The sequence below is a fragment of the Acidiferrobacter sp. SPIII_3 genome, assembly GCF_003184265.1.
GTDB lineage: Bacteria > Pseudomonadota > Gammaproteobacteria > Acidiferrobacterales > Acidiferrobacteraceae > Acidiferrobacter.
The window spans coordinates 958,603-977,687 of record NZ_CP027663.1 but is presented as its reverse complement, the minus strand read 5'-3'; the positions used below and the strand labels follow the sequence as shown (position 1 = coordinate 977,687).

General features: G+C 62.5%; 16 protein-coding genes. 7 read left to right on the top strand and 9 right to left on the bottom strand.

The genetic code is table 11. The features are described 5' to 3' along the window. Window positions 1-15 precede the first annotated feature (15 nt). Together C4901_RS05115 and C4901_RS05110 are read left to right on the top strand one after the other, a co-directional pair. Window positions 16-1,668, top strand: a complete 1,653-nt coding sequence (locus C4901_RS05115; RefSeq protein WP_110136420.1) for a PAS domain-containing sensor histidine kinase — start codon at window positions 16-18, stop codon at window positions 1,666-1,668. Continuing rightward, on the top strand, window positions 1,665-3,029 hold the full coding sequence (locus C4901_RS05110; protein ID WP_110136419.1) for a sigma-54 dependent transcriptional regulator: 1,365 nt from the start codon (window positions 1,665-1,667) through the stop codon (window positions 3,027-3,029). Before C4901_RS05115 ends, C4901_RS05110 begins: the two co-directional genes overlap by 4 nt. A gap of 326 nt (window positions 3,030-3,355) precedes the next feature. Here the strand turns inward: C4901_RS05110 and C4901_RS05105 are convergent, their stop codons facing one another. The 8 genes from C4901_RS05105 to C4901_RS05070 form a co-directional block, all read right to left on the bottom strand. Beyond that, window positions 3,356-4,309, bottom strand: coding sequence for a hypothetical protein (locus C4901_RS05105; protein ID WP_145960625.1), 954 nt, complete (start codon window positions 4,307-4,309; stop codon window positions 3,356-3,358). Further along, on the bottom strand, window positions 4,300-6,777 hold the full coding sequence (locus tag C4901_RS05100; protein ID WP_110136417.1) for a hypothetical protein: 2,478 nt from the start codon (window positions 6,775-6,777) through the stop codon (window positions 4,300-4,302). Before C4901_RS05100 ends, C4901_RS05105 begins: the two co-directional genes overlap by 10 nt. Window position 6,778: 1 nt before the next feature. After that, window positions 6,779-7,372, bottom strand: coding sequence for a hypothetical protein (locus tag C4901_RS05095; protein ID WP_145960624.1), 594 nt, complete (start codon window positions 7,370-7,372; stop codon window positions 6,779-6,781). After that, complete coding sequence (locus tag C4901_RS05090) at window positions 7,369-8,544, bottom strand: PilW family protein (protein WP_168185557.1); 1,176 nt, start codon at window positions 8,542-8,544, stop codon at window positions 7,369-7,371. The genes C4901_RS05095 and C4901_RS05090 overlap by 4 nt, the downstream gene beginning before the upstream one ends. A 22-nt stretch (window positions 8,545-8,566) precedes the next feature. Further along, window positions 8,567-9,082 (bottom strand): prepilin-type N-terminal cleavage/methylation domain-containing protein, encoded by a 516-nt coding sequence (locus C4901_RS05085; protein ID WP_168185556.1) that lies wholly within the window; start codon window positions 9,080-9,082, stop codon window positions 8,567-8,569. Continuing rightward, on the bottom strand, window positions 9,067-9,753 hold the full coding sequence (locus C4901_RS05080) for a Tfp pilus assembly protein FimT/FimU (RefSeq protein ID WP_110136415.1): 687 nt from the start codon (window positions 9,751-9,753) through the stop codon (window positions 9,067-9,069). Before C4901_RS05080 ends, C4901_RS05085 begins: the two co-directional genes overlap by 16 nt. Before the next feature lie 370 nt (window positions 9,754-10,123). Next, complete coding sequence (locus C4901_RS05075) at window positions 10,124-11,401, bottom strand: type II secretion system F family protein (protein ID WP_110138527.1); 1,278 nt, start codon at window positions 11,399-11,401, stop codon at window positions 10,124-10,126. Between the two features lie 287 nt (window positions 11,402-11,688). Next, window positions 11,689-11,946: a hypothetical protein gene (locus C4901_RS05070; RefSeq protein ID WP_145960623.1), complete on the bottom strand. Its 258-nt coding sequence runs from the start codon at window positions 11,944-11,946 to the stop codon at window positions 11,689-11,691. A 433-nt stretch (window positions 11,947-12,379) separates the two neighbouring features. Between C4901_RS05070 and C4901_RS05065 the strand changes: the two genes are divergently transcribed. The 5 genes from C4901_RS05065 (at window position 12,380) to C4901_RS05050 (ending at window position 15,208) form a co-directional block, all read left to right on the top strand. Beyond that, window positions 12,380-13,108 carry a helix-turn-helix domain-containing protein gene (locus tag C4901_RS05065; RefSeq protein WP_110136413.1) on the top strand — a complete coding sequence of 243 codons (729 nt, stop codon included), beginning with the start codon at window positions 12,380-12,382 and terminating at the stop codon, window positions 13,106-13,108. A gap of 45 nt (window positions 13,109-13,153) precedes the next feature. Then, complete coding sequence (locus C4901_RS05060) at window positions 13,154-13,714, top strand: transposase (RefSeq protein ID WP_168185555.1); 561 nt, start codon at window positions 13,154-13,156, stop codon at window positions 13,712-13,714. 54 nt (window positions 13,715-13,768) lie between these two features. Continuing rightward, entirely contained in the window at window positions 13,769-13,981 is a 213-nt protein-coding gene (locus C4901_RS17230) for a hypothetical protein (protein ID WP_145960622.1), read from the top strand. Between the two features lie 619 nt (window positions 13,982-14,600). Then, window positions 14,601-14,801, top strand: a complete 201-nt coding sequence (locus tag C4901_RS05055; protein WP_110136411.1) for a type II toxin-antitoxin system VapB family antitoxin — start codon at window positions 14,601-14,603, stop codon at window positions 14,799-14,801. Continuing rightward, window positions 14,798-15,208 (top strand): PIN domain-containing protein, encoded by a 411-nt coding sequence (locus C4901_RS05050; protein WP_110136410.1) that lies wholly within the window; start codon window positions 14,798-14,800, stop codon window positions 15,206-15,208. The genes C4901_RS05055 and C4901_RS05050 overlap by 4 nt, the downstream gene beginning before the upstream one ends. A 49-nt stretch (window positions 15,209-15,257) precedes the next feature. Here the strand turns inward: C4901_RS05050 and C4901_RS05045 are convergent, their stop codons facing one another. Next, window positions 15,258-18,800, bottom strand: a complete 3,543-nt coding sequence (locus C4901_RS05045) for an FAD-dependent oxidoreductase (protein ID WP_110136409.1) — start codon at window positions 18,798-18,800, stop codon at window positions 15,258-15,260. Window positions 18,801-19,085 lie beyond the last annotated feature (285 nt).

The window sequence follows — 19,085 nt, the reverse complement described above, 5'->3', positions numbered from 1 at the left end:
GCTAATTCAAGGCGTATGAGTACCGCCCATCATACCCTGGATCTGGCCACGGACGGCGCCGAGACGCCGCTGCTCGTGCGCGAGCAGAATTGGCTGTTGTTGAGCTATTTCAACACCTACCGCCTGGCACTGGCACTACTCGCCTGCATCGCCGGATTCTGGGCAGGGTCGCTCGCACCCTTTGCGAGTACCGACCCGCAACTCTTTCTCGTGGTCGCCCTGCTCTACGCCGCGGTCTACTTGGTGGCCATCGACACCACGCGCCGGCGGCTGGGCGACTTCGAGACCCAGGCGGCGGTCTTGGCCTTCTGCGACGTAGTGGCATTGATCCTGCTCATGCACGCAAGCGGGGGGCTCGCAAGCGGCACCGGCATCCTGCTCCTGGTGTCGACCGCCGGCACGAGCTTTCTGTTGAATCGGCGCATGACCATATTCTTCGCCTCGCTCACCACCATCGGCATCCTGCTGGAGAGCGCCTGGCCCTACCTCACCGGCTCGCAAAACGGCCTGCCGGCCAGCTACTCGCAGGTCGGCCTTTTTGGTCTCGTGTTATTCGCCACCGCAAGCCTCGCGCACCTGGTCGCCGACCGGCTGCGCCTCACCGAGGCCCTGGCCGAGCGCCAGGAGCTGGATATACGGCATCTCGGGCGCCTCAACGAACAGATCGTGCAGCACCTGCAGTCGGGGGTATTGGTGGTTGCCCCCACCGGCCATGTCCGGCTGGCCAACAAGACCGCCCAGACCTATCTCGGACTGGCCGCGCCGGACACCCAGCCCCTGCTCCAGGCCATAGCCCCGGCGCTCTTCGAGCAATGGGTGGCGCAGCGCAATGGCGCCTCCGGGGGGCGCCGGCTGTTCGTGGCGGCCACCGGTTACACGCTGCTGCCGCGATTCAAGCCCCTGGGGCGCGACGCCAATGCCGCGACCCTGGTGTTCCTGGAAGACACCGCCATCCTGAAGCAACAGGCGCAGCAGTTGAAGATGGCGGGCCTGGCACGGCTCACCGCCGGCATCGCCCACGAGATCCGCAACCCGCTTGGCGCCATCACCCATGCCGCGCAATTGCTGACAGAGACCCCGGACATCGGCGCCGAACCGCGCAGCCTCGCCGCCATCATCGACGACCAGGGGCGGCGCATGAACACCATCGTCGAGAACGTCCTGCAGCTCGGCCGGCGGGACCGCACCAACGCCACGCGCTTTGCCCTGTCGACCTGGATCGCGCAGACCCTGCCGGCGGTGGCGACCGCCCTCAATATCCCCGTCAAGGCCCTGAACCTTGTAATCGAGCAGCCACAGATGGTGTGCTTCGACACCGATCACCTGTTTCAGATCGTGAACAATCTGTGCCACAACTCGCTCAAGCACAGCGCACCCTATCACGAGGTCCCGATCGTCAAGCTCCTGATCAGTGTCGACAGCGAAGGCCATAGCATCCTCGATGTCATCGATTGGGGCGAGGGCATCAAAGACGCCATCGTCGATCGCATATTCGATCCGTTCTTCACCACTACCGCGCGTGGCACCGGCCTTGGCCTCTATATCGCCCGGGAGCTCGCCGAGGCCAACGGCGCGCGTCTGGAACACCGGCCGACACCCACGGGGTGCCAGTTCCGCCTGACCTTCGGCCGGCTCACCGACTGCACGGATGCGGCCCTGGCATCATGACCATCCCCCAAGTCCTCATCATCGATGACGAAGCCGATATCCGCGCGCTGCTCGAGCTTACGCTCGGGCGCATGAACATCGAGACCCGCTCGGCCGGCGACGTGGTCTCGGCCTTCGCGCTGCTCGAGGAGTACCGGTTCGACCTGTGCCTCACGGACATGCGCCTGCCCGACGGCGACGGTCTGGCCATCGTCCGCCATATCGAGGAGCATCATCGCGGGCTACCGGTGGCGGTCATCACCGCCCATGGGAGCATGGAGACGGCCATCGCGGCATTGAAGGGCGGGGCCTTCGACTTCGTATGCAAACCGCTCAATATCAATGAATTACGGGCGCTCGTACGCAGCGCCCTGAACCTCTCGAAACAGGCGCCGAGCGACGGCGCGAGCGCCGCCGCCAAACTTCTCGGTGATTCCCAGGCCATCCGCGAGGTCCGCGCCCTCATCGAGCGCCTAGCGCGCGGCCAGGCGCCCGTATATATCTCCGGGGAGTCCGGCACCGGCAAGGAGCTCGCCGCGCGTCTCATCCATGATCTCGGGCCCCGCGCCGGCCGCCCGTTCGTGGCCGTCAACTGCGGGGCGATACCCGAGCAGCTGATGGAAAGCGAGTTCTTCGGCCACAAGAAGGGCAGCTTCACCGGCGCCTTCAACGACAAGGACGGGCTATTCAAGACCGCAAGCGGGGGCACCTTGTTCCTAGATGAGGTCGGCGACCTGCCGGTCCCCATGCAGGTGAAGCTCCTGCGCGCCATCCAGGAGAAGGCGGTGCGTCCGGTCGGCAGCCAGCTGGAAGTGGCGGTGGACGTGCGCATCCTGTCGGCCACGCACAAAAACCTCCACGACCTGGTGCGCACCGGTGCGTTCCGCCAGGACCTCTACTACCGCCTGAACGTCATCGAGCTCGTGATCCCGCCGCTGCGCGAACGCGCCGAGGACATCCCGGCGCTTGCGGCGCATCTTGCCGCCAAACTGAGCATGGGTCGCCCCTTGCCACTCACCCCCGCGGCCTTGGCGACACTGAAGAGATATCCCTTCCCCGGCAACGTCCGCGAACTCGAGAACATCATGGAACGGGCGCTGACCTTGTGCGAGAGCGGCGAGATCGATGTGGCGGACCTGCGTCTGCCCGGGCACGATGCCCAGGGTCTACCTGGCAAAGTCGCCGAGTCGGAGGCCTCGCCCTTCGATACCGGTGATTACAAAGGGGAACAGTCGCTCGACGAGCACCTGGCCCAAGTCGAGCGCGCGGCGATCGAAAAGGCCCTGCGCGACACCAACCAGAACAAGACCGCCGCCGCCCGCGAGCTCGGCATCACCTTCCGCGCCCTGCGCTATAAGCTCGAAAAGCTCGGCATCGAATAAACCGAAACGGGCATAGCGGTCCATCGCACACCCTAACCTTGCTACTGATCGCGCCGCCTTATCCCTCAGCAATCGGCCGATCCACCAGATCCGAGGCGACCTCCTATGGCGCGTAGGGAGACAAGAGGCGCTCGCCCTCCCGGCACCGACCACCAATGGCCCAAGGCACCAATCGCCGCGCAATCCACCGGCAGTCTCGCCTCATCAAAGGCCCCGAAAATACCATAGGCCCCGTGGACCATAGACCGCGCGCCTTCAGATTCGGTAAAGGTCGTGTGGCACCCATACCCTGTCCAGATCGTCCGGTCCGCGCCGACCGCCCGCAACTAGTAGAAAATCTCGCGCCACGACGCCGGGCCCGCCGGTGGCGGCCCCTGGGTTGTCATCGACGGGCCCGGGCCGCCACTCCCCATCCCCTGAAGGCGTAATTGGCCGTTCATGATGGAAATGCTGGGGGTATAGGCGACACCCGTACCGACATCGACCGGGCCTGCGACCGTCGCCCCAAAAACACCCGATGGAAAGCCGCCACTGTCCAGCGTGTAGAAGTAGTAGCTGGCGGTCGACGCCGCGCATGTCCCGGCGGCCGCGCTGGGCGGAACCGACACGGGTAGGATTATGGCACCATTGACGATCTGCACCGGATTCGTGACGATCGCGTTGCTTGGCAAACTCGCTACTGACGTCGACGCGACGTAGTTGCCGCTCGTAAATGTATCGCTGCCGCCCGCATAACTTGTCCATAAGGGCGCCCAGCCATTCGCGCCATCCTGAAGGGTGGTTACCCGCCCCGGGGATTGCAGCGTCAGATACTCGACCCCGTTATAATAAGCCCCATCGATGTAGGTAATAGCGCTCGTGCCTCCGGAAGTACTGGCTGAAGTCCCAAAATTGGTCCCGATTGGGCTTGGCGCCGTATTGTTAAGGGGTGTCCAAGAGATCTTGGTGGCCAACTGCCCGGATGAGGACAAAAGCGAGCCCATCCACACGTTGCCAGCGTTGTCGCCAATGAAGATATCGTTACTGTCATCAACGTAGGGCTGACTGCCCGCGACAAACGGCAAGGTGATGGTATCGGCCACACCGGTCGCAACATTGGTCATAACGAGCGCGCTCGTGGTCGTGGTGGTGGTCGTGTTGAGAACGGCGGCTTCATAGGCGGTCCCGGAACCCGGGACCAAACGAAAAATCACTGGCGCCACCGGGTTGGGTGTGATCGAGTTGGCATTGTCTTGCTCCCATGCCTCGCTATTCAAGGCGCCGGTCGAGGTCAACTGCAAGGCGTACTGAATCGCGCCTTGCTGAGCCCCACCGACAATGTAGGTGTGATCGAGTTGGCATTGTCTTGCTCCCATGCCTCGCTATTCAAGGCGCCGGTCGAGGTCAACTGCAAGGCGTACTGAATCGCGCCTTGCTGAGCCCCACCGACAATGTAGGTCGCCCAGGCCGAACTCGACCCGCCCGCCTGCGCGTCGACTACACGTGGGCGCATCCCCGCCATATTCGGGCCTTGCCAGAATGTTGAATAGTCTTGAAGATCCTGCACAAGCGGCCGCGGCATCCAGCCCCATACGAGGCTGCCGCTCACAGCGTTCACAGCGTACAGAAATCCGTCGTTGCTGCCGACAAGAACCAGCGGTGTGCGACCCGATTCACTCTGCGCGTAGCTATCGTAACCCGTGCTACCCAACAAATTCGGATCATTCGGTGGCCCCATGTACGTCGGTTTATTGGCCGTCATCAGGCCCACATACCAGCCTGACTGCCGGCCCCCGAGATAGTTGCCCGAGTCGTAAGACGGGTCGATCGTATACTGCTCGATGATCGATGGAGTCAAAGTGCTGCCGCTTGGTATCGCGAACGCCGCCGCATCCATGCTTGTCAAAGGCGTGATCGGCCCGGGCGTTGTCGTTGGCGGGCCTTCCGAATACAGCACCGAACTTCTATTGCTGGTGGTCATCTCCGCATTGATGTCCCAGGATGCCGTTGACGCCAGGTTTCCCGACGACTTAATGAGATATGCGGACATGTTGCCCTCACCCAAAGACGGGTTGCTCGTGACCACATATTCGTAGGAGGAGTTCCCGATAACCGCTGAACTTGATCCGCCCGACGCGGTGACTATCTGAGCGGCGATATTGTTCAGGATCGAATTGAAGGCCTGTTGAAACGCTGCCGCCGTGTCGGCGCTGTATACGACATTCGTCTTGCCCGCCACCGCCAAATCCTTCAAAACCGTGTAGCTATCGCTGGCCTCCGTCGTGCAATTAGTCGCCGACGGAGGGCAATTGACTCCAGCGCCCACCCCCAGCACATAGGTCTTGATACCATTCAACCCGCCGTTCGTATAATTGGCCAGCTTTTTGACTGCCGTTATGGCTTCAGTGACCGCGTTGTCGTTGTCGGCGCTCCCCGAGGAAAGCACCTCGCCATAGCCTTGTCCGGCGGCGCTTCCGAGCGGGGGATAGACATGTCCGTGCAGACCCATGGTCGGCTGTCCATTGGTAATCAAGATGACATACTTCGGCGCGCATGCAGGTTGCGGCGCTTTATCGCTGGTCGTCAAATCCGTCAACGCCGCCGTCAATGCCCCGGCCGTGGGCGCATATTCGGAGCCCGCTACGATCTCACTACCGCCCTTCACGAATTGCTCGGGCGCCATGGTCTTGTTGAATAGCGCGATCTGCGCGGCATTTAGCGGCGCCACGGGAATATAAAGGTCGCCCTGGCCGCCAGACGTCCCGTTCGTCACCGGATTCCCATCGAATGCCAAGCCACGCCTTGCATACCACACTTCGCCGCTATATGGGATATAACCCGCATCCGTCGGGGAGGTCGCAAATGCGCCGATGTTCGGTGCGGTTGCCTTATATGTCTCCAGCAGGTAACTCCCCGATAGTATCTGATCTTCGTACCTACTTAAGCTGTAGCCATTCGGCGGATAGGGGTTCGAAGGATGCGGCCCATCGTACGTTACGAAATTCCCAGATGGATATGAAGTCGACCAATACAGCACGTCATTGATCTGGGGATCGTCGGACGACTGACTGATATAGAGGTAAGGCGCGCTTGTCAGGCCACTCCCAATAATATTCGCTATCGGCGCGCAATCACCCCCCTTGGGTGCCTTATAACAGGGGTTGGGCACCGACAACGGATCATTCGCCGCGCAGGTCGAGCCACTCGTCGAGCCATAACCAAACGCCCCGGGCGTACATTCCGCCCCGGGGGAGGCGGTGGTCGGCGTATCGCCACTCATGTAATACACCCACGTATCGTAGGGCGCGGGTGTACCGGCAGTGGCATAGGCCATAAGGCCTGCCTGCATGATATTGGTGTAAGTCGGATTGTTCAGGGCCGAGAGTATGCCCTGCTCGGCCACATTGATCATCGATTCCGAGTTGTCCGTCAGCACCCCGCCGACCGATACGGTATAGGCCGCCTCTCCCGCCGGACAGGATCCCCCGCTGCTCGGCCCCAGCGTCGATCGTGGCGTATAACTGTTAAGCAGATAGCAGGGGGGCGAGGCCGAATCCGCATTCGCGGCCACGGTGCCCGACCCGGACATGATGGCGCCTTGCAGGTTGCCGGCCATCCCCTGCGAGGTATCGAGGATAACAAGAACCTGTGGCTCCTGACTTGCGGGTATGGTCCCTGCCTGCGCCGTTACCAACATGCACATCGCAAGCCCGACGCCCAAGCCCATTTCCAACAGGACCGCTTTCCGCCACCAGCTCTTCGCGTTCATATCACGCCACCTTTCGTAAGGTCGCCTCGATATCGGCGTTCATATTGTGGTTCTCACCTGCTGCCAGGCCGTTATTCGAGAGTTGTGCATTGACATACGCTAAGTAGGTCATATACGACGTCGTGGTAGATGATGCCTGGCTTGCACCGTTCAGTATCGCGGGCGGAAGTCCGCTTGGCGACACGACATATTCGACATTGAATGTCACGCCATTGATAACGATAGATGTCGCACCGCAGGACTTGGGTGCACACGTGGCCCAAAACGATACGGGGGGCGGCTGTGGCGGACCAGGGGCTGTTTGCACTGGAGTATACCACCACGAGACCCCTGTCATATTGGACGCTTCGGGAAATCCGCTGTGTTGTTGCAATTGCGCGTTGGCCGCCTCAAGACCAATATCCGTGGCCTGTATCGCCTCTGTATGCGCCGCGCTGTTGGATGCAACCTCGGAGCCATAGCGCACAAAATACATGAGGCCAAGCACCGCGAATGTCAAAGCCAATATGACGAAGATCGCCAGCATCAACGTCACTCCGCGCTGGTACGCCGCACCGTTTTTGGTCCGCGCATGGCGTCTTGTGATGAGCATCACTGTCCCCAGATGTCATTCCTTAGAGGAATGACGGATGTAAAGGTCCGGTACAGATATTGGTTACAATTTCCTTGAACGCAACCCATGCTTTGACCAGCCGAAAGATTCGTGGGAATCGAATAGACTACCGTGGGCAGATTGGGATTGCTCGCGCCATTCCACACCGTCTTTGAGGGCGTGGCACCGGCGTAATGGCCCGGTGTATAGCGCGTGCTGCGCACCAGAAGCGTTATCTCCACGGTGAGGAGATCCGCGGCGGTCATGCCTGCGGGCGGTGTGCTGCCCGGAAGAACATACTGCGTCACAACCCCGTTTAAACCATAACCAAATGCCACCTGCATGTCGACGATTCCGCGCGCAACGAGCAGTGCTGGCGGGGCCGTACTGGTGGTGTTATTGAGGTAGGTATAGGTTTGCATATACAAAGATGGGACCTGCGTCCCGGCCTGGGCGCCGCCGCCATCGCTTATGAAGAAGTTCTTTATGCTAAAGCCGCCGCTCCCCAAATCAATGAGGCCCCTGTTGGTAAGCTGGCTTGCCGTTATCGCGGGATCCGTGGCGGAAAAGCCGCCTGGTGCATTAAAAGCGCTCGTTCCGGATTGGGCAACGATATTGTTCTTGCCGCCAGGATTCGTGATCTGTCCCAGCAAACAACTTGAATTTGGTAACGCCACTAGAAAGAGATCGTTTTGGTTTAGTAACGTTTCATTGGCGACGAAAAAGTTCGCGGCTGTCAGACTATTGCCACTCGTGCTCGTAATGGTGGTAACCGGTTGCGACCCAAAGACACTACCGCCCGTGACGGTGGTGAGCGCATAGGTATTGATGCCCGCCGGGCTATAGTAGTAAGGGCTGCTATTGGCTTGCGGCGTGGCCGCGACGGGCGTAAGGAAAAGACCGCCGCTGGGGCTCGCGGTCGATACGGTGTACTGGAGGCCGTTTGAAGAAGGAGCGACATTCGCATAGATACCGCCACTACATTCGTTCATGGGCAGACCATAGCCGGCCTGCTCTATCGCCTGCGTCAGCATTGTCATCGCGGTCCGCGCCTGTTGCCACGCATTGTCCTGGGCGCGAGTCTGGGTCGTGACCGATGACAGCCCGGTAAAGGCACCGTATATGGCCGCTGCCGCGAGCGCCGATATGACTAGGGCGACCAGGAGCTCGGTCAACGTAAACCCGCGCTCGCGGGGTCTAGTATCCGATCTCAGTCGAAACAACATAGGTATTCTGCTCCCAGGATTCCGTTATCATGGCTTGGCAGGGGCATTGGCCATTCCCACCCGTCGGTGTGACCTGAATACTGGCCTGCAGGCGCGGCTGGCCGGTACTGGCGTTTATCGGTGGCCCCGCCGTCCCAGGCAGCTGCAACAAGGTTTGCCACCATGTCTGGAGGTTCGTTTGGAATATGCTTGCCCCTCCCCCGGGAGGCGGGTTCTGGCTTGTCAACGCAACTCCGTTGTAGCTCAATGCGCCGGGGCCGCTGACACGGAGCATGCCGATGATCTCCTGGGCCGCGATATAGGCCGTCGTCTGCCCCTGCCCCGTCTTGGAAAGATGGACGCCGTCGGCCAGCAAATACGTGACGGCCATGATGCCTATCATGAAAATCACCATCGCGACGAGGTTCTCTATCAAGGTAAATCCGAGCGTCTTGCGGGCGCCGCAGCGAACGGACCGGCGCGCCGCCGTGATCAGGATATGACGCATGAGTAAGGGGGGGCCGCTGCGGGCCCGGTTTGAGTGGCACATGAGCGAAGCTCACCGGCGCCGTAATACGCGGCCAGCCATTGGGCATAATTGGCTGGGTTTGTACGGGCGCTGAACATCATCGCGCCATAGGTCAAGCTATAGGATGCCCCGTTCGTAGACCCCCAGATTGTGCCATCGGGAGAAAATTTCAGATCGTATGTCGCACCCAGCGCCGGCGGCAGGATCGTAGGCAGGCCACCATTGTATAGCTCCACATACCGACACGACACGTCCGGGTATCGTGTCTGAAAGAGTACCGGAGTCACACCGGCGATTGGTATGTTGGGGTTTTCCATATTGGGCGCGTTATTGAGAAGAGGCGTACCCGTCACGCTAAGGCTGGCGGTCCACCAGCAGGCCGTCCCGCCCCCCGTCTCGCTGAAATAGCCGGTCTGAACATAAACCGGCTGGTCGGTCTTCAATGCGTAGGATCGCGCCCATTGCATATCCTGCTCCATGTGGCCGGCCGCCTCCCGGATCCTGGCGTTAACCAACCACGCCGACAGATCGGGCACTGCCACCGCTGTCGCAATGGCAATAATCGCGATGACGACCATAAGCTCGAGCACCGTTACCCCACGGGCGCGCAGCTCCGCGGTCGGGGCATACTTTATGCGCCCATTGCTCATTGCCCATCCTCATCGCCCTGGGACATCTCGTTTGTGTAGCTTGTATGCCCTTTCCCCATATCCTTCACCTACACCACGCAGACTGGCACATCTTCAGGAAAGGTGTAGCACAAAATGGCCCCCCCACAAGGCCATGATGCGCGGGAACGGCGTAGAATTCCGACAATTCAATCTGTTACGGAATGATCCTACGGTGACTTCGCGCTTGGGCCGGTTCGAGGCACAAGACGCACGCAACGGCCTCGTGAGAGCTTCCGTGACCTAGCTCTTTCCGGGATTTGCCCGCGACCGCGCGCTTAATAATAACAGCGCGGTCTCGATGTGCGAGCCCGCTTATACCATTCAAGGCATTTTCGAAGGAACTACTCATCTAGCCGCCGTGGGTCACGACCGCGCCGAGTTCGAATATCGGCATATACATGGCCACCACCAAGGTGCCGACGATGATACCCAATACCACCATGATGATCGGCTCCATGAGCGTCGACATGCGTGCCACCGTCTCGCTCACCTCCCCCTCATAGAAGTCCGCGACCTTCTCGGCCATGACCTCGATCGCGCCGGTCTGTTCGCCGATGGCGAGCATATGCACGGCCATGGCCGGAAACACCGCGCTCTCCTTCAGGGAGTCGGTTATGAAGCCACCCTCAAGAACCCGCTCGCGGGCAGCATTGACGGCGCGCTCGATGATGACGTTGTTCGAGATTCGCGATAACGTCTCCAGGGCCTCGTTGATCGGCACACCGGCGGCCTGCATGGTGGCGAGCGTGCGCATGAAGCGCGCCACCGATCCCTTCAGGATGACGTCACCCATGATCGGGAGCTTGAGCGAGATACGGTCGATCTGGGTACGAAAGCCGGGGCTCTTGCGATAGGCCATGATGAAGGCCCAGACCGCGGCAATCGGGATGAAGACCACGAAATACCAGTGACCGCGCATCCAGTCCGAGATACTGATGACCGCCTGAGTAAGCGCCGGGAGGGTCGCCCCGAAGCTGTCGAAGAGATGGGCGAAGACCGGAATCACAAAGATCATGAGGATGGAGGTGACGAGCAGCATCACAGTGATGATCGATGCCGGATAGATCATCGCCGAGCGGATCTTCTTTTGCAGGGCGAGCGTCTTCTCGCGATAGTCGGCGAGCCGCAAGAGGATGGTGTCGAGGATACCGCCCTGGTCGCCGGCGGCGAGCAGTGACACGAACAGGCGATTGAAGTACTTCGGATAACGGTTGAAGGCATCAGCCACCCGCTCGCCATCCTTGATCGGGGTGAGTATGCCCTCGAGCATGGCCTTCATGCCCCGGCTGTCGCTCGCGCTGACGAGAAGCTCGAAGGCCTGCACCATGGGCACGCCGGCATTGATCATGGTCGAGAGCTGACGGATCATGACGACGATATTCGCCTCCTTCACCCCCCCCGTGCCGGAAAAGAGCGGCTTGGGCTTTTTCTTGACCGACAGCACCTCGAGCCCGCGCTTGCGCAGGGTGACGCGTACGATGGCCGCCGACGCCGCCTCCATCTCGCCTTTCTGGGGGGTGGCCTTGGCATCCCCAGGCGGGCGCGCCTGCCACTGGAAGACCATCATCTTGGGGCCGGCCTTTTTCTTGGCCGCTGTCCCATTGGCCCCTTTCACTGCTGTCGCCATGATCCCATCCTCGGTATCGCCCACCCCATACGCGGCGCACACAATGCCCTGCCGACTCCCCTGGCGGGCCTAGCATCGGCGCGAGGCGATCGTGACCTCATGGGACTTAACCGTAGACGGTCATAGGCCATCCGGCAAGGTTGGGCGGGGCCCGCGCCGGCGGAATACCCCGCGGTACGGCCCCCTCGACCTCGGGTCGCTGCCCGGCTTGTGCGCTCTGGGCTTTTCGGATTCACTACCGCATCGTGGACCGCCCGCGGAGGTCGTCGGCCCCCGGATCCCGATCATCACGGAGACTTGGCAGCGCCATGCTTTTCATAGAACCTCATGCCGGCGTCGCGCCGGTCATCCACTTCGTGCGCGATGCGCGCACCCGGCTCGATATCAACACCTACCAGAAAGCGCCGCAGTGCTCCGCCTGTAAGCGCGTAGCGGTTCAGGGGGGTGGCACCGGCCATTCGGCCGGCAATGCCGGCCATTCGGCCGGCAATGGGTGGCACACTCGCCCATTGGGCGACATTCCGGTCTTTCCTGCTGTTCGACATTGTGGGCCGCATGGCCCCTGTATTGTTTGAGCACGGACAGGGGCGCACCGCCCCCGGTGAGGATACCGTCACTACGACTCCCGAATACGGACTTGCCCCATAATACCGTTTCAAGCGATCGGCACATTCCTTGCCCAGCAATGGGCTGGTGACCGTTTTGCGGTTATTCACGAAGGCCGATGGCAACACCTTGGGCGTCAACGCCAGGAGCCGATGCCCAGGATCCGCGTCACCGTGGAATGCCCGCACCTCGCGCTCCTATTGTGCCACTGCGTTGCGGCCAAGGGTCTCCCGCCGGTCCCGCATGGGGCCAGTCAGGCCCGTGCGGCGATATTTCGTGACCAGAACCAAATGATAGCTCCGATTATCAATACTCTGATGCCCGGCGTTTCCGAGGGTTTGCGGGGTCATGGTGGCCGAATAGAATGACATCATGCCCTATCGCAAAGTCACATATCGCCTGTATCCCAACGCCGTTCAATCGGAGCGGCTGGAGGAGGTGCTAGGTTTGCACCAACGGTTGTATAACGCGGCGCTGGAAGAACGCATCCGCGTGTATCGGGAAACCGGCAAAGGGCTCTCCTTTGCCGATCAATGCAAGGTGCTCACGCAATGGCGCAAGACCGTCTCCGCGCTGTCCGGTCTGAACGCGCAGTCGGAACAAGTGACGCTCAAACGGTTGCATTTGGCTTTTCAACGCTTCTTCCGGCGGGTCAAGAATGGGGAAACGCCGGGCTTCCCGCGCTTCAAAGCCATCCATCGTTATCCCGGCTGGGGCTGCAAGACCCATGGCGACGGCTGGAGGCTGCATCCCGGCGAGAACGGCGCCCACGGCCGGCTGTATCTTCAGGGCGTCGGCCACATCCCGATGCGCGGCCGGGCCAGAACAGCGGGTATTCCGGTCACTTGCAAGATTCTTCATAAAGCGGGCCGGTGGTATGCCTCCGTTACCTTGGCCATCGAGACCATCCAACGGGCGCGCGGCACCGCAATCGGCGCCTTTGACTGGGGCCTGACCGCGTTCCTGACCATAGCCACCCCGGAGGGGATCGAGACGGTGGCCAATCCCCGGCACCTCAAGAACCAACGGGCGGAATTGAAGCGTCTCGGGCAAGAGGTTGCGCGCAAGATCCGCGCGGCGCAACAGATGAGCGGCCGCTAGCGCGGCTTTCCGGTATCCATCAACCTGCGTCGCGCGATCTCGCACTTGGCCCGGTTGCATGCCCAGGTGGCCCGGCAGCGCCAGGACTTTCTGCATCAGACCAGTGCAGGACTGGTGAAACGCTTCGGTGCCATCGGTACCGAGACATTGGCGGTCAAGAACATGGTGCATGGCGGTGGTGCCCATAAAAAGGGCCTCAACCGCGAGATTCACGTGCATGGCGGTGGTGCCCATAAAAAGGGCCTCAACCGCGAGATTCACGCCGCCTCCCCCGCGGCATTTCTCAAGATGACCCGGACCAAAGCGGAACAGGCTGGGTCCTGGTATGAGGAAGCGCCGACGCGGGAGATCAAACCGACGCAACGCTGTCATGGGCCATGCGGCCCACAATGTGGGCCATGCGGCCCACATTGTGCGTGCGGGCAATTGCCAGACGAGAAGAAAACGCTCTCGGACCGACAGCATCAGTGCCCGCACTGCGGCGCCACCTGTGGCCGCGATGACAATGCGGCCCTCGTGCTGTTGCGTTGGCTGGAAACGCGATTAGCCGGCATTGCCGGCCGCACGGCTGGCAATGAGCACGAAACTCACGCCATGGCCGTCTAGGCTTGGCGGGAGTAGTTCATCTCCTGACCGATCGCCGGGTGCTGGCGGCGGTGCATGATGCCGTGCAGCGTGGGGTGCGGGTACGCGTCATTATTTTCCCGGCACCCGTACGGACACAGGCCCCGAGGCGAACTGGCGCGACTACGCGCCACCGGGGCGGCGGTCCACTACGCCCCGCCACGCTTTACCGGCCGCTACGTATTCGGTCATGCCAAATACATGGTCTCGGGCGACTATGGCGAGATCGGCACCGCGAACATGACCTGATCGGCCTTTCACAGAAACCGGGAGTTACCTGTGGGTGGGCTACGATGCGCGCATCGCCACGGCCCTGCGCGCGGTCTTCCAGGCGGATTGGACGCACCGTCATGCCGGCCGCACGCCGCGCAGGCTGCTGGTGCTGCCCCCCCGGGGCTACCGGCGTACTCGTACGCCTCCTGCAGGCCCCGGGCCGGGTGTGCGTCGAATCGGAGGAGCTTGGGTATGATCGGCCGATACTCGCCGCGCTCGGCGCCAAGGAGCCGTCCGCGGACCTGCTGCTGCCCACGCGCCTCAATCGCTATCATCGGCGCATCGCGCGCTATGTCGCCTCCCAGGGCGTGCATGTGCGCTTCCTGCGCACCCCCTATCTTCATGCCAAGCTCATCGCAGAGCCCACACAGGCGTTCATAGGCTCGGAGAACTTAAAGCCCCTCGAACCTTCATCGCAATCGCGAGGTGGGCCTCACTCTCCCCAGACGCGCGGCGCGCCGGCTCTTTGCTCAGTGCCAGCGCGACTTCGCGCGCGGTTAAAAACGTTAAGGCCGCCGGCATTCGCACGAGAGTTGCGGGGGCCGGGACCATTGTGTAGGATTATGTGTGGTCCATTGTGTGATGTGGGGGTAATATGGCGACCAATCTGTCTCTGGACCCCGAGCTTCTCGAACAGGCGCTGGCGGTGAGCGGGGAAAAAACCAAGAAGGCGGCCGTGACGCGCGCCCTAAAGGAGTTCATCGCGCGGCGCACGCAAAGGCAGTTGCTGGATCTGATGGGAGCGCTCGACTGGGACGAGACATTCGACTACAAGGACGAGCGCTCGCGCCCGTGAGTCTTTTTGTCGATACCAGCGTCTGGTCGCTGGCCTTGCGACGCGATATACCCGTTGCGTGTCCCGAGGTCCTGGCGTTACGCCGCGCCCTGGAAAACGGCGAAGTGCTCGTCACCACGGGCATCGTGCTTCAAGAGCTGCTTCAAGGCTTCTCGGGGGCGCGGGCGGGCGATGCCATCGTCGAACGGTTCCGGGCCTTACCCTATCTGGCGCCAGATCGCAGAGACCACATTGACGCGGCCCTCCTCCGTAACCTCTGCCGTCGCCATGGGGTCCAGCTCGGCACTATTGATGCGCTGCTCGCTCAGCTATGCATCCGTTATGATCTGACATTACTCACCGCCGACCATGACTTCACGCGCGCCGCCATTCACTGCCCTCTCAGGATCTGGGGCGCAGCGCCCTAAATCACGCCGCGCCTCACCTCACGGGCACCATAGGGTCCGAGGCCCCCGATCAGGCCTCGCCCTTACGCGATGCCGCCCTATCGAGCACGATCGACAGCCACTGGTTGCTGAGTCGCTCCGAAAGACGGTTCTGACCCTGGCGGGCGGCGAGATTCTCGAGATCGACCCGGGCGAGCGGCTGGTCTTGTTCGGCGCACGAAAACACCGCGCGCGTGCGCAGGCCGGTCGCCGGATCGATCTGCCATTGCAGGCACTGCGCGCACACCCCCTTCATCATGCATTGCATGGGGCTGCCGACGGTCGCTATGGCCTTCACGCCGGGCTTGAAAAGCGGCTGCAACACCCCCTTCAGGGCCGTCTGGAAGGCCTTCAGGAGACCCGTCGACCCCATGACCAGGATGCGATCGACGGACGATAGCGCGGCGGCGTCGGCGGACAGGTCGAGGGTGCCTTCGGCATATTGTGTCAGCAGCGCGACCATATCGGTGGCCTCGACCGACCGGTCCTGCGGGCGACGCGATGCGATACGCGGACCCTGCGCCGTACACCACACGATCTGGTCGGCGGCCTCCTCGAGACCGTCCTGGTTATCGAGCTCCGAGGCCTTGGCAAACGCCGCGACGTAGACCACGCGGTTGCCGGCGGCGCGCAGCGCCGGGCCGATGTCGAGCATGACCGCCGCCCCCCAACGCCCGGCCACCACCAGGATCGTCTGCCCCGACGGGATGTCGGTCGGCGCGCCGGTGGGCCCCATGAGGATGAGCGGGTCGCCGGGTTTCAAGGCCCCGGCGACGCGCGCGCCCGCACCCCATTGCAAGACCATGAGGCGCACGCGGTCATCTTCCACGCCCGTGCCGCTCACGGTGATCACCGGGACCTGCAGGCGGGTATTGGCAACGACCGGGCTTCGCGACTCGAAGGTCTGCAGCCGGAAGAACTGGCCGGGCCGGAAGTTGCGGGCGGCCATGGGGGCCTTGATCCAGATCTCCGCCACCGCCGGGTTGGACTTGTCGATGGCCACCACTCGCGGTTCAAAGAGCTCACGCATGCGCCCGAGGAACACCGCCGGCGACTCGTCGACCGCCGGTCGCGGCATGGCCGCGAGCACCGCCATGACTTGAGGGAAGGCGCTCTTGCTCGAGGCCACGGCTTTTACCACGCTGCCATGAAAGGCGGCGTGGGTGTCACCCAAGAAGCTCACACGGTAGGCGTCCTTCTCATAGGAGGTAAAGGGCCCAGTCTCCGGGGCCTTGCAATGCGGCGCCACCTGCACCGCCTGCAAGTGGTCCCCATGAGCGACATGGCCCTCGAAATGATCGCCGTCAAGCACGAAGGTGCCCGGATATTCGCGTTCATAGATGGTGTTGGGGACCGTTCCGGCGGCCACCAGGACGGTGCGCGCCGGGAGCTTCACCTCCTGATCGCCGGTCACCCAGCGGCCTTCCACCTCGCGCATGCGCCGCAGGACCAATGCCTGGACGTGTCCGTAAGCGTCCAAATCGGCGCGCAATGGATCCAGGCCCTCGGCGTAATACAGTCCCTCCTGCAAGGCCTTGATCAGCTCCTCGTGATTGCGCGTGTAGGCGGGTGAATTGTTCATCCCCTTGCGATAGGCAAGCGTCACCCCGCCCCAGGAACGCAACAGTGGTATGAAATTGGGGGCCTCGCCCGCGCGCTCGGCACGTTCCCGCTCGGCGCGGACCGCCCGACCATGAGCCAGGAACTCATCCAGGATGCCCTCGTCCTCGGGCGGCAGACCCTTGCGCACCGCCTCCACCCCGAGGGTCTCGACCATGGTCTCGTAGCGCGTCAGTATCTTGCTCACCTGCTTTATGTAATACGTCTGGACCTCGGTCGCAGTATCGACGGCGGTGAGCCCGCCGCCTATGACGACCGCCGGGAGCCGCACCTGCAGGTTGGCGAGGCTCGTGTCCTTGCCCGCACCCGTAAGCTGCAGGGCCATCAGAAAATCACTGGCCTGACGCATGCCGCGGGCGAGACTATTGGTCATGGGTATGACGCGTGGCAGGCCGGCCCCGGTGGCGATACAGATGTGATCGAAGCCGAGCGCCCAGGCATCATCGACACGTATCGTCCCGCCGAAGCGCACGCCCCCCGTGATACGCAGGCGTGGACGGCGCGCGAGGCTGAGATAGATGAGCTTCAGGAAGTTCTTGTCCCAGCGCACCGTGATGCCATATTCGGCGACCCCACCGAAACCAAGCAGGATGCGCTCATCGAGGTCCTCGGTCAGCTGCCTCCAGGACGCCACGGGGCCGGCCACGATCGCCTCGGGCAGCGGTTCGATCTTGAGCCCGTCGACCCCAAGCACCGCGCAGCCGGCGCGGCTCAGATAGTGAGCCATGGTGAAGCCCGCCGGACCCATACCCACCACCAGCACCTTGCGGCCGTTGTCGATGCCGGGGAGAGGGTCGTGCTGGAGCAGGGGGTTCCAGCGCAGCAGCAGATCGTAGATCTCGACACCCCAGGGGAGATCGAGGACATCGGTGAGCACCCGCGTCTCGATCTGCGGGATGTTGACCGCGTCCTGCTTCTGATAGATGCAGCCCTTCATGCAATCGTTGCAGATCCGGTGCCCTGTGGCCGGAACCATGGGGTTGTCGATCATCACCATGGCGAGCGCGGCGATATTCAGGCCGTCGCGGCGCAGAAGATTCATCTCCGAGATCTTTTCTTCCAGGGGGCAGCCGGTGAGCGTCACACCCAGGGGATCGACCTTGAGCCCGAGCTCGGGGACACCCTTCTTCTCGGGAAAGCCCTTCGAACAGAAGTCACCGTCGTGGTCATGACAGTACAGGCAATAGTGGGCCTCGCTCTGGATGTGACGCGCGTCCATGCGCAGGTCGGTCAGATGGAAGCCGTCGCGGCGCCGGAACCCGGTCTGCGCCCCCTCGGCCATATCGACGCCGTAGCGCTCGACGCGGTTCACGGGCACGAGATGGGTATGGTCCACGCGCTCGGGGAGCACAAAGCTCGCCCAGCCCGAGAATTGGGCGCGGATATCGCCATCGTTCAAGACCATGGCGCACCATTGGGTAAGACGCGTGATCTCAGCCTCGTGACCCTTCTCGTCGGCCAGCCACTCCTCGCCCAGGCGCGCGATCGCCCATTCCCGGTCGCTTTGCGGCAGGCCGCGTTTGCGCGCCTCGTCATCGAGCCAGGCATTGAGATCCGCGAAGCTTTGCGGGAAGTCCCCGCGATAACGCCGCGCCCGGCGCTGCACAAACTGCTTCTTGAACTGCATGACGCCGTCATGGCTCACGGTCGCGCCATGCAGGGCCGCCACCTCGCCCTCGATCCCAAAGAGCTCGGCCATGAACGCGTCGATATGCGCGGCCACCGCCAACAGGAAGGCACTATGCGCCACCGCCGACTCGGCAGCGGCCCCGGCGCGGAAGGCGCGCAAGCGCGCCGCAAGCTCGGCGTCGCGCGCCTGGACATGGTCCAAAAACTCGCCATCGAGGCGCGCAAGCCCCTCGCGCGGGAAAAGATCCTCGTAACGCCAGCCGCGCGCCAAGCGCAGCGTGGGCGTGGCGGAGGCGGCTTTCTGTGTGTTCTCATCGACTGACATGATCCGATCCCGAAGTGGCTGTGCTATGGGCGCGCAAGGCCCGATCGTACGCGGAAGGCCCAACTGCCGTCCCCGACCCCGCTATGCTGTAGCCGTACGCGGCCCGGGACCTTGATCTGATCCCGCCCGCATGCCGCCGGCCACCCCCTAAAGATAACCCGAAACGCCACGCGCGTCACAAAGCGCGGCCATCGGGCGCGACCGCGCCAGGGGCCGCCGGACAATGACCTCCGCGACCCGGGACTAAGACTCGGCCGGTGCGGCACGCCGCCGGCAGACACGGGT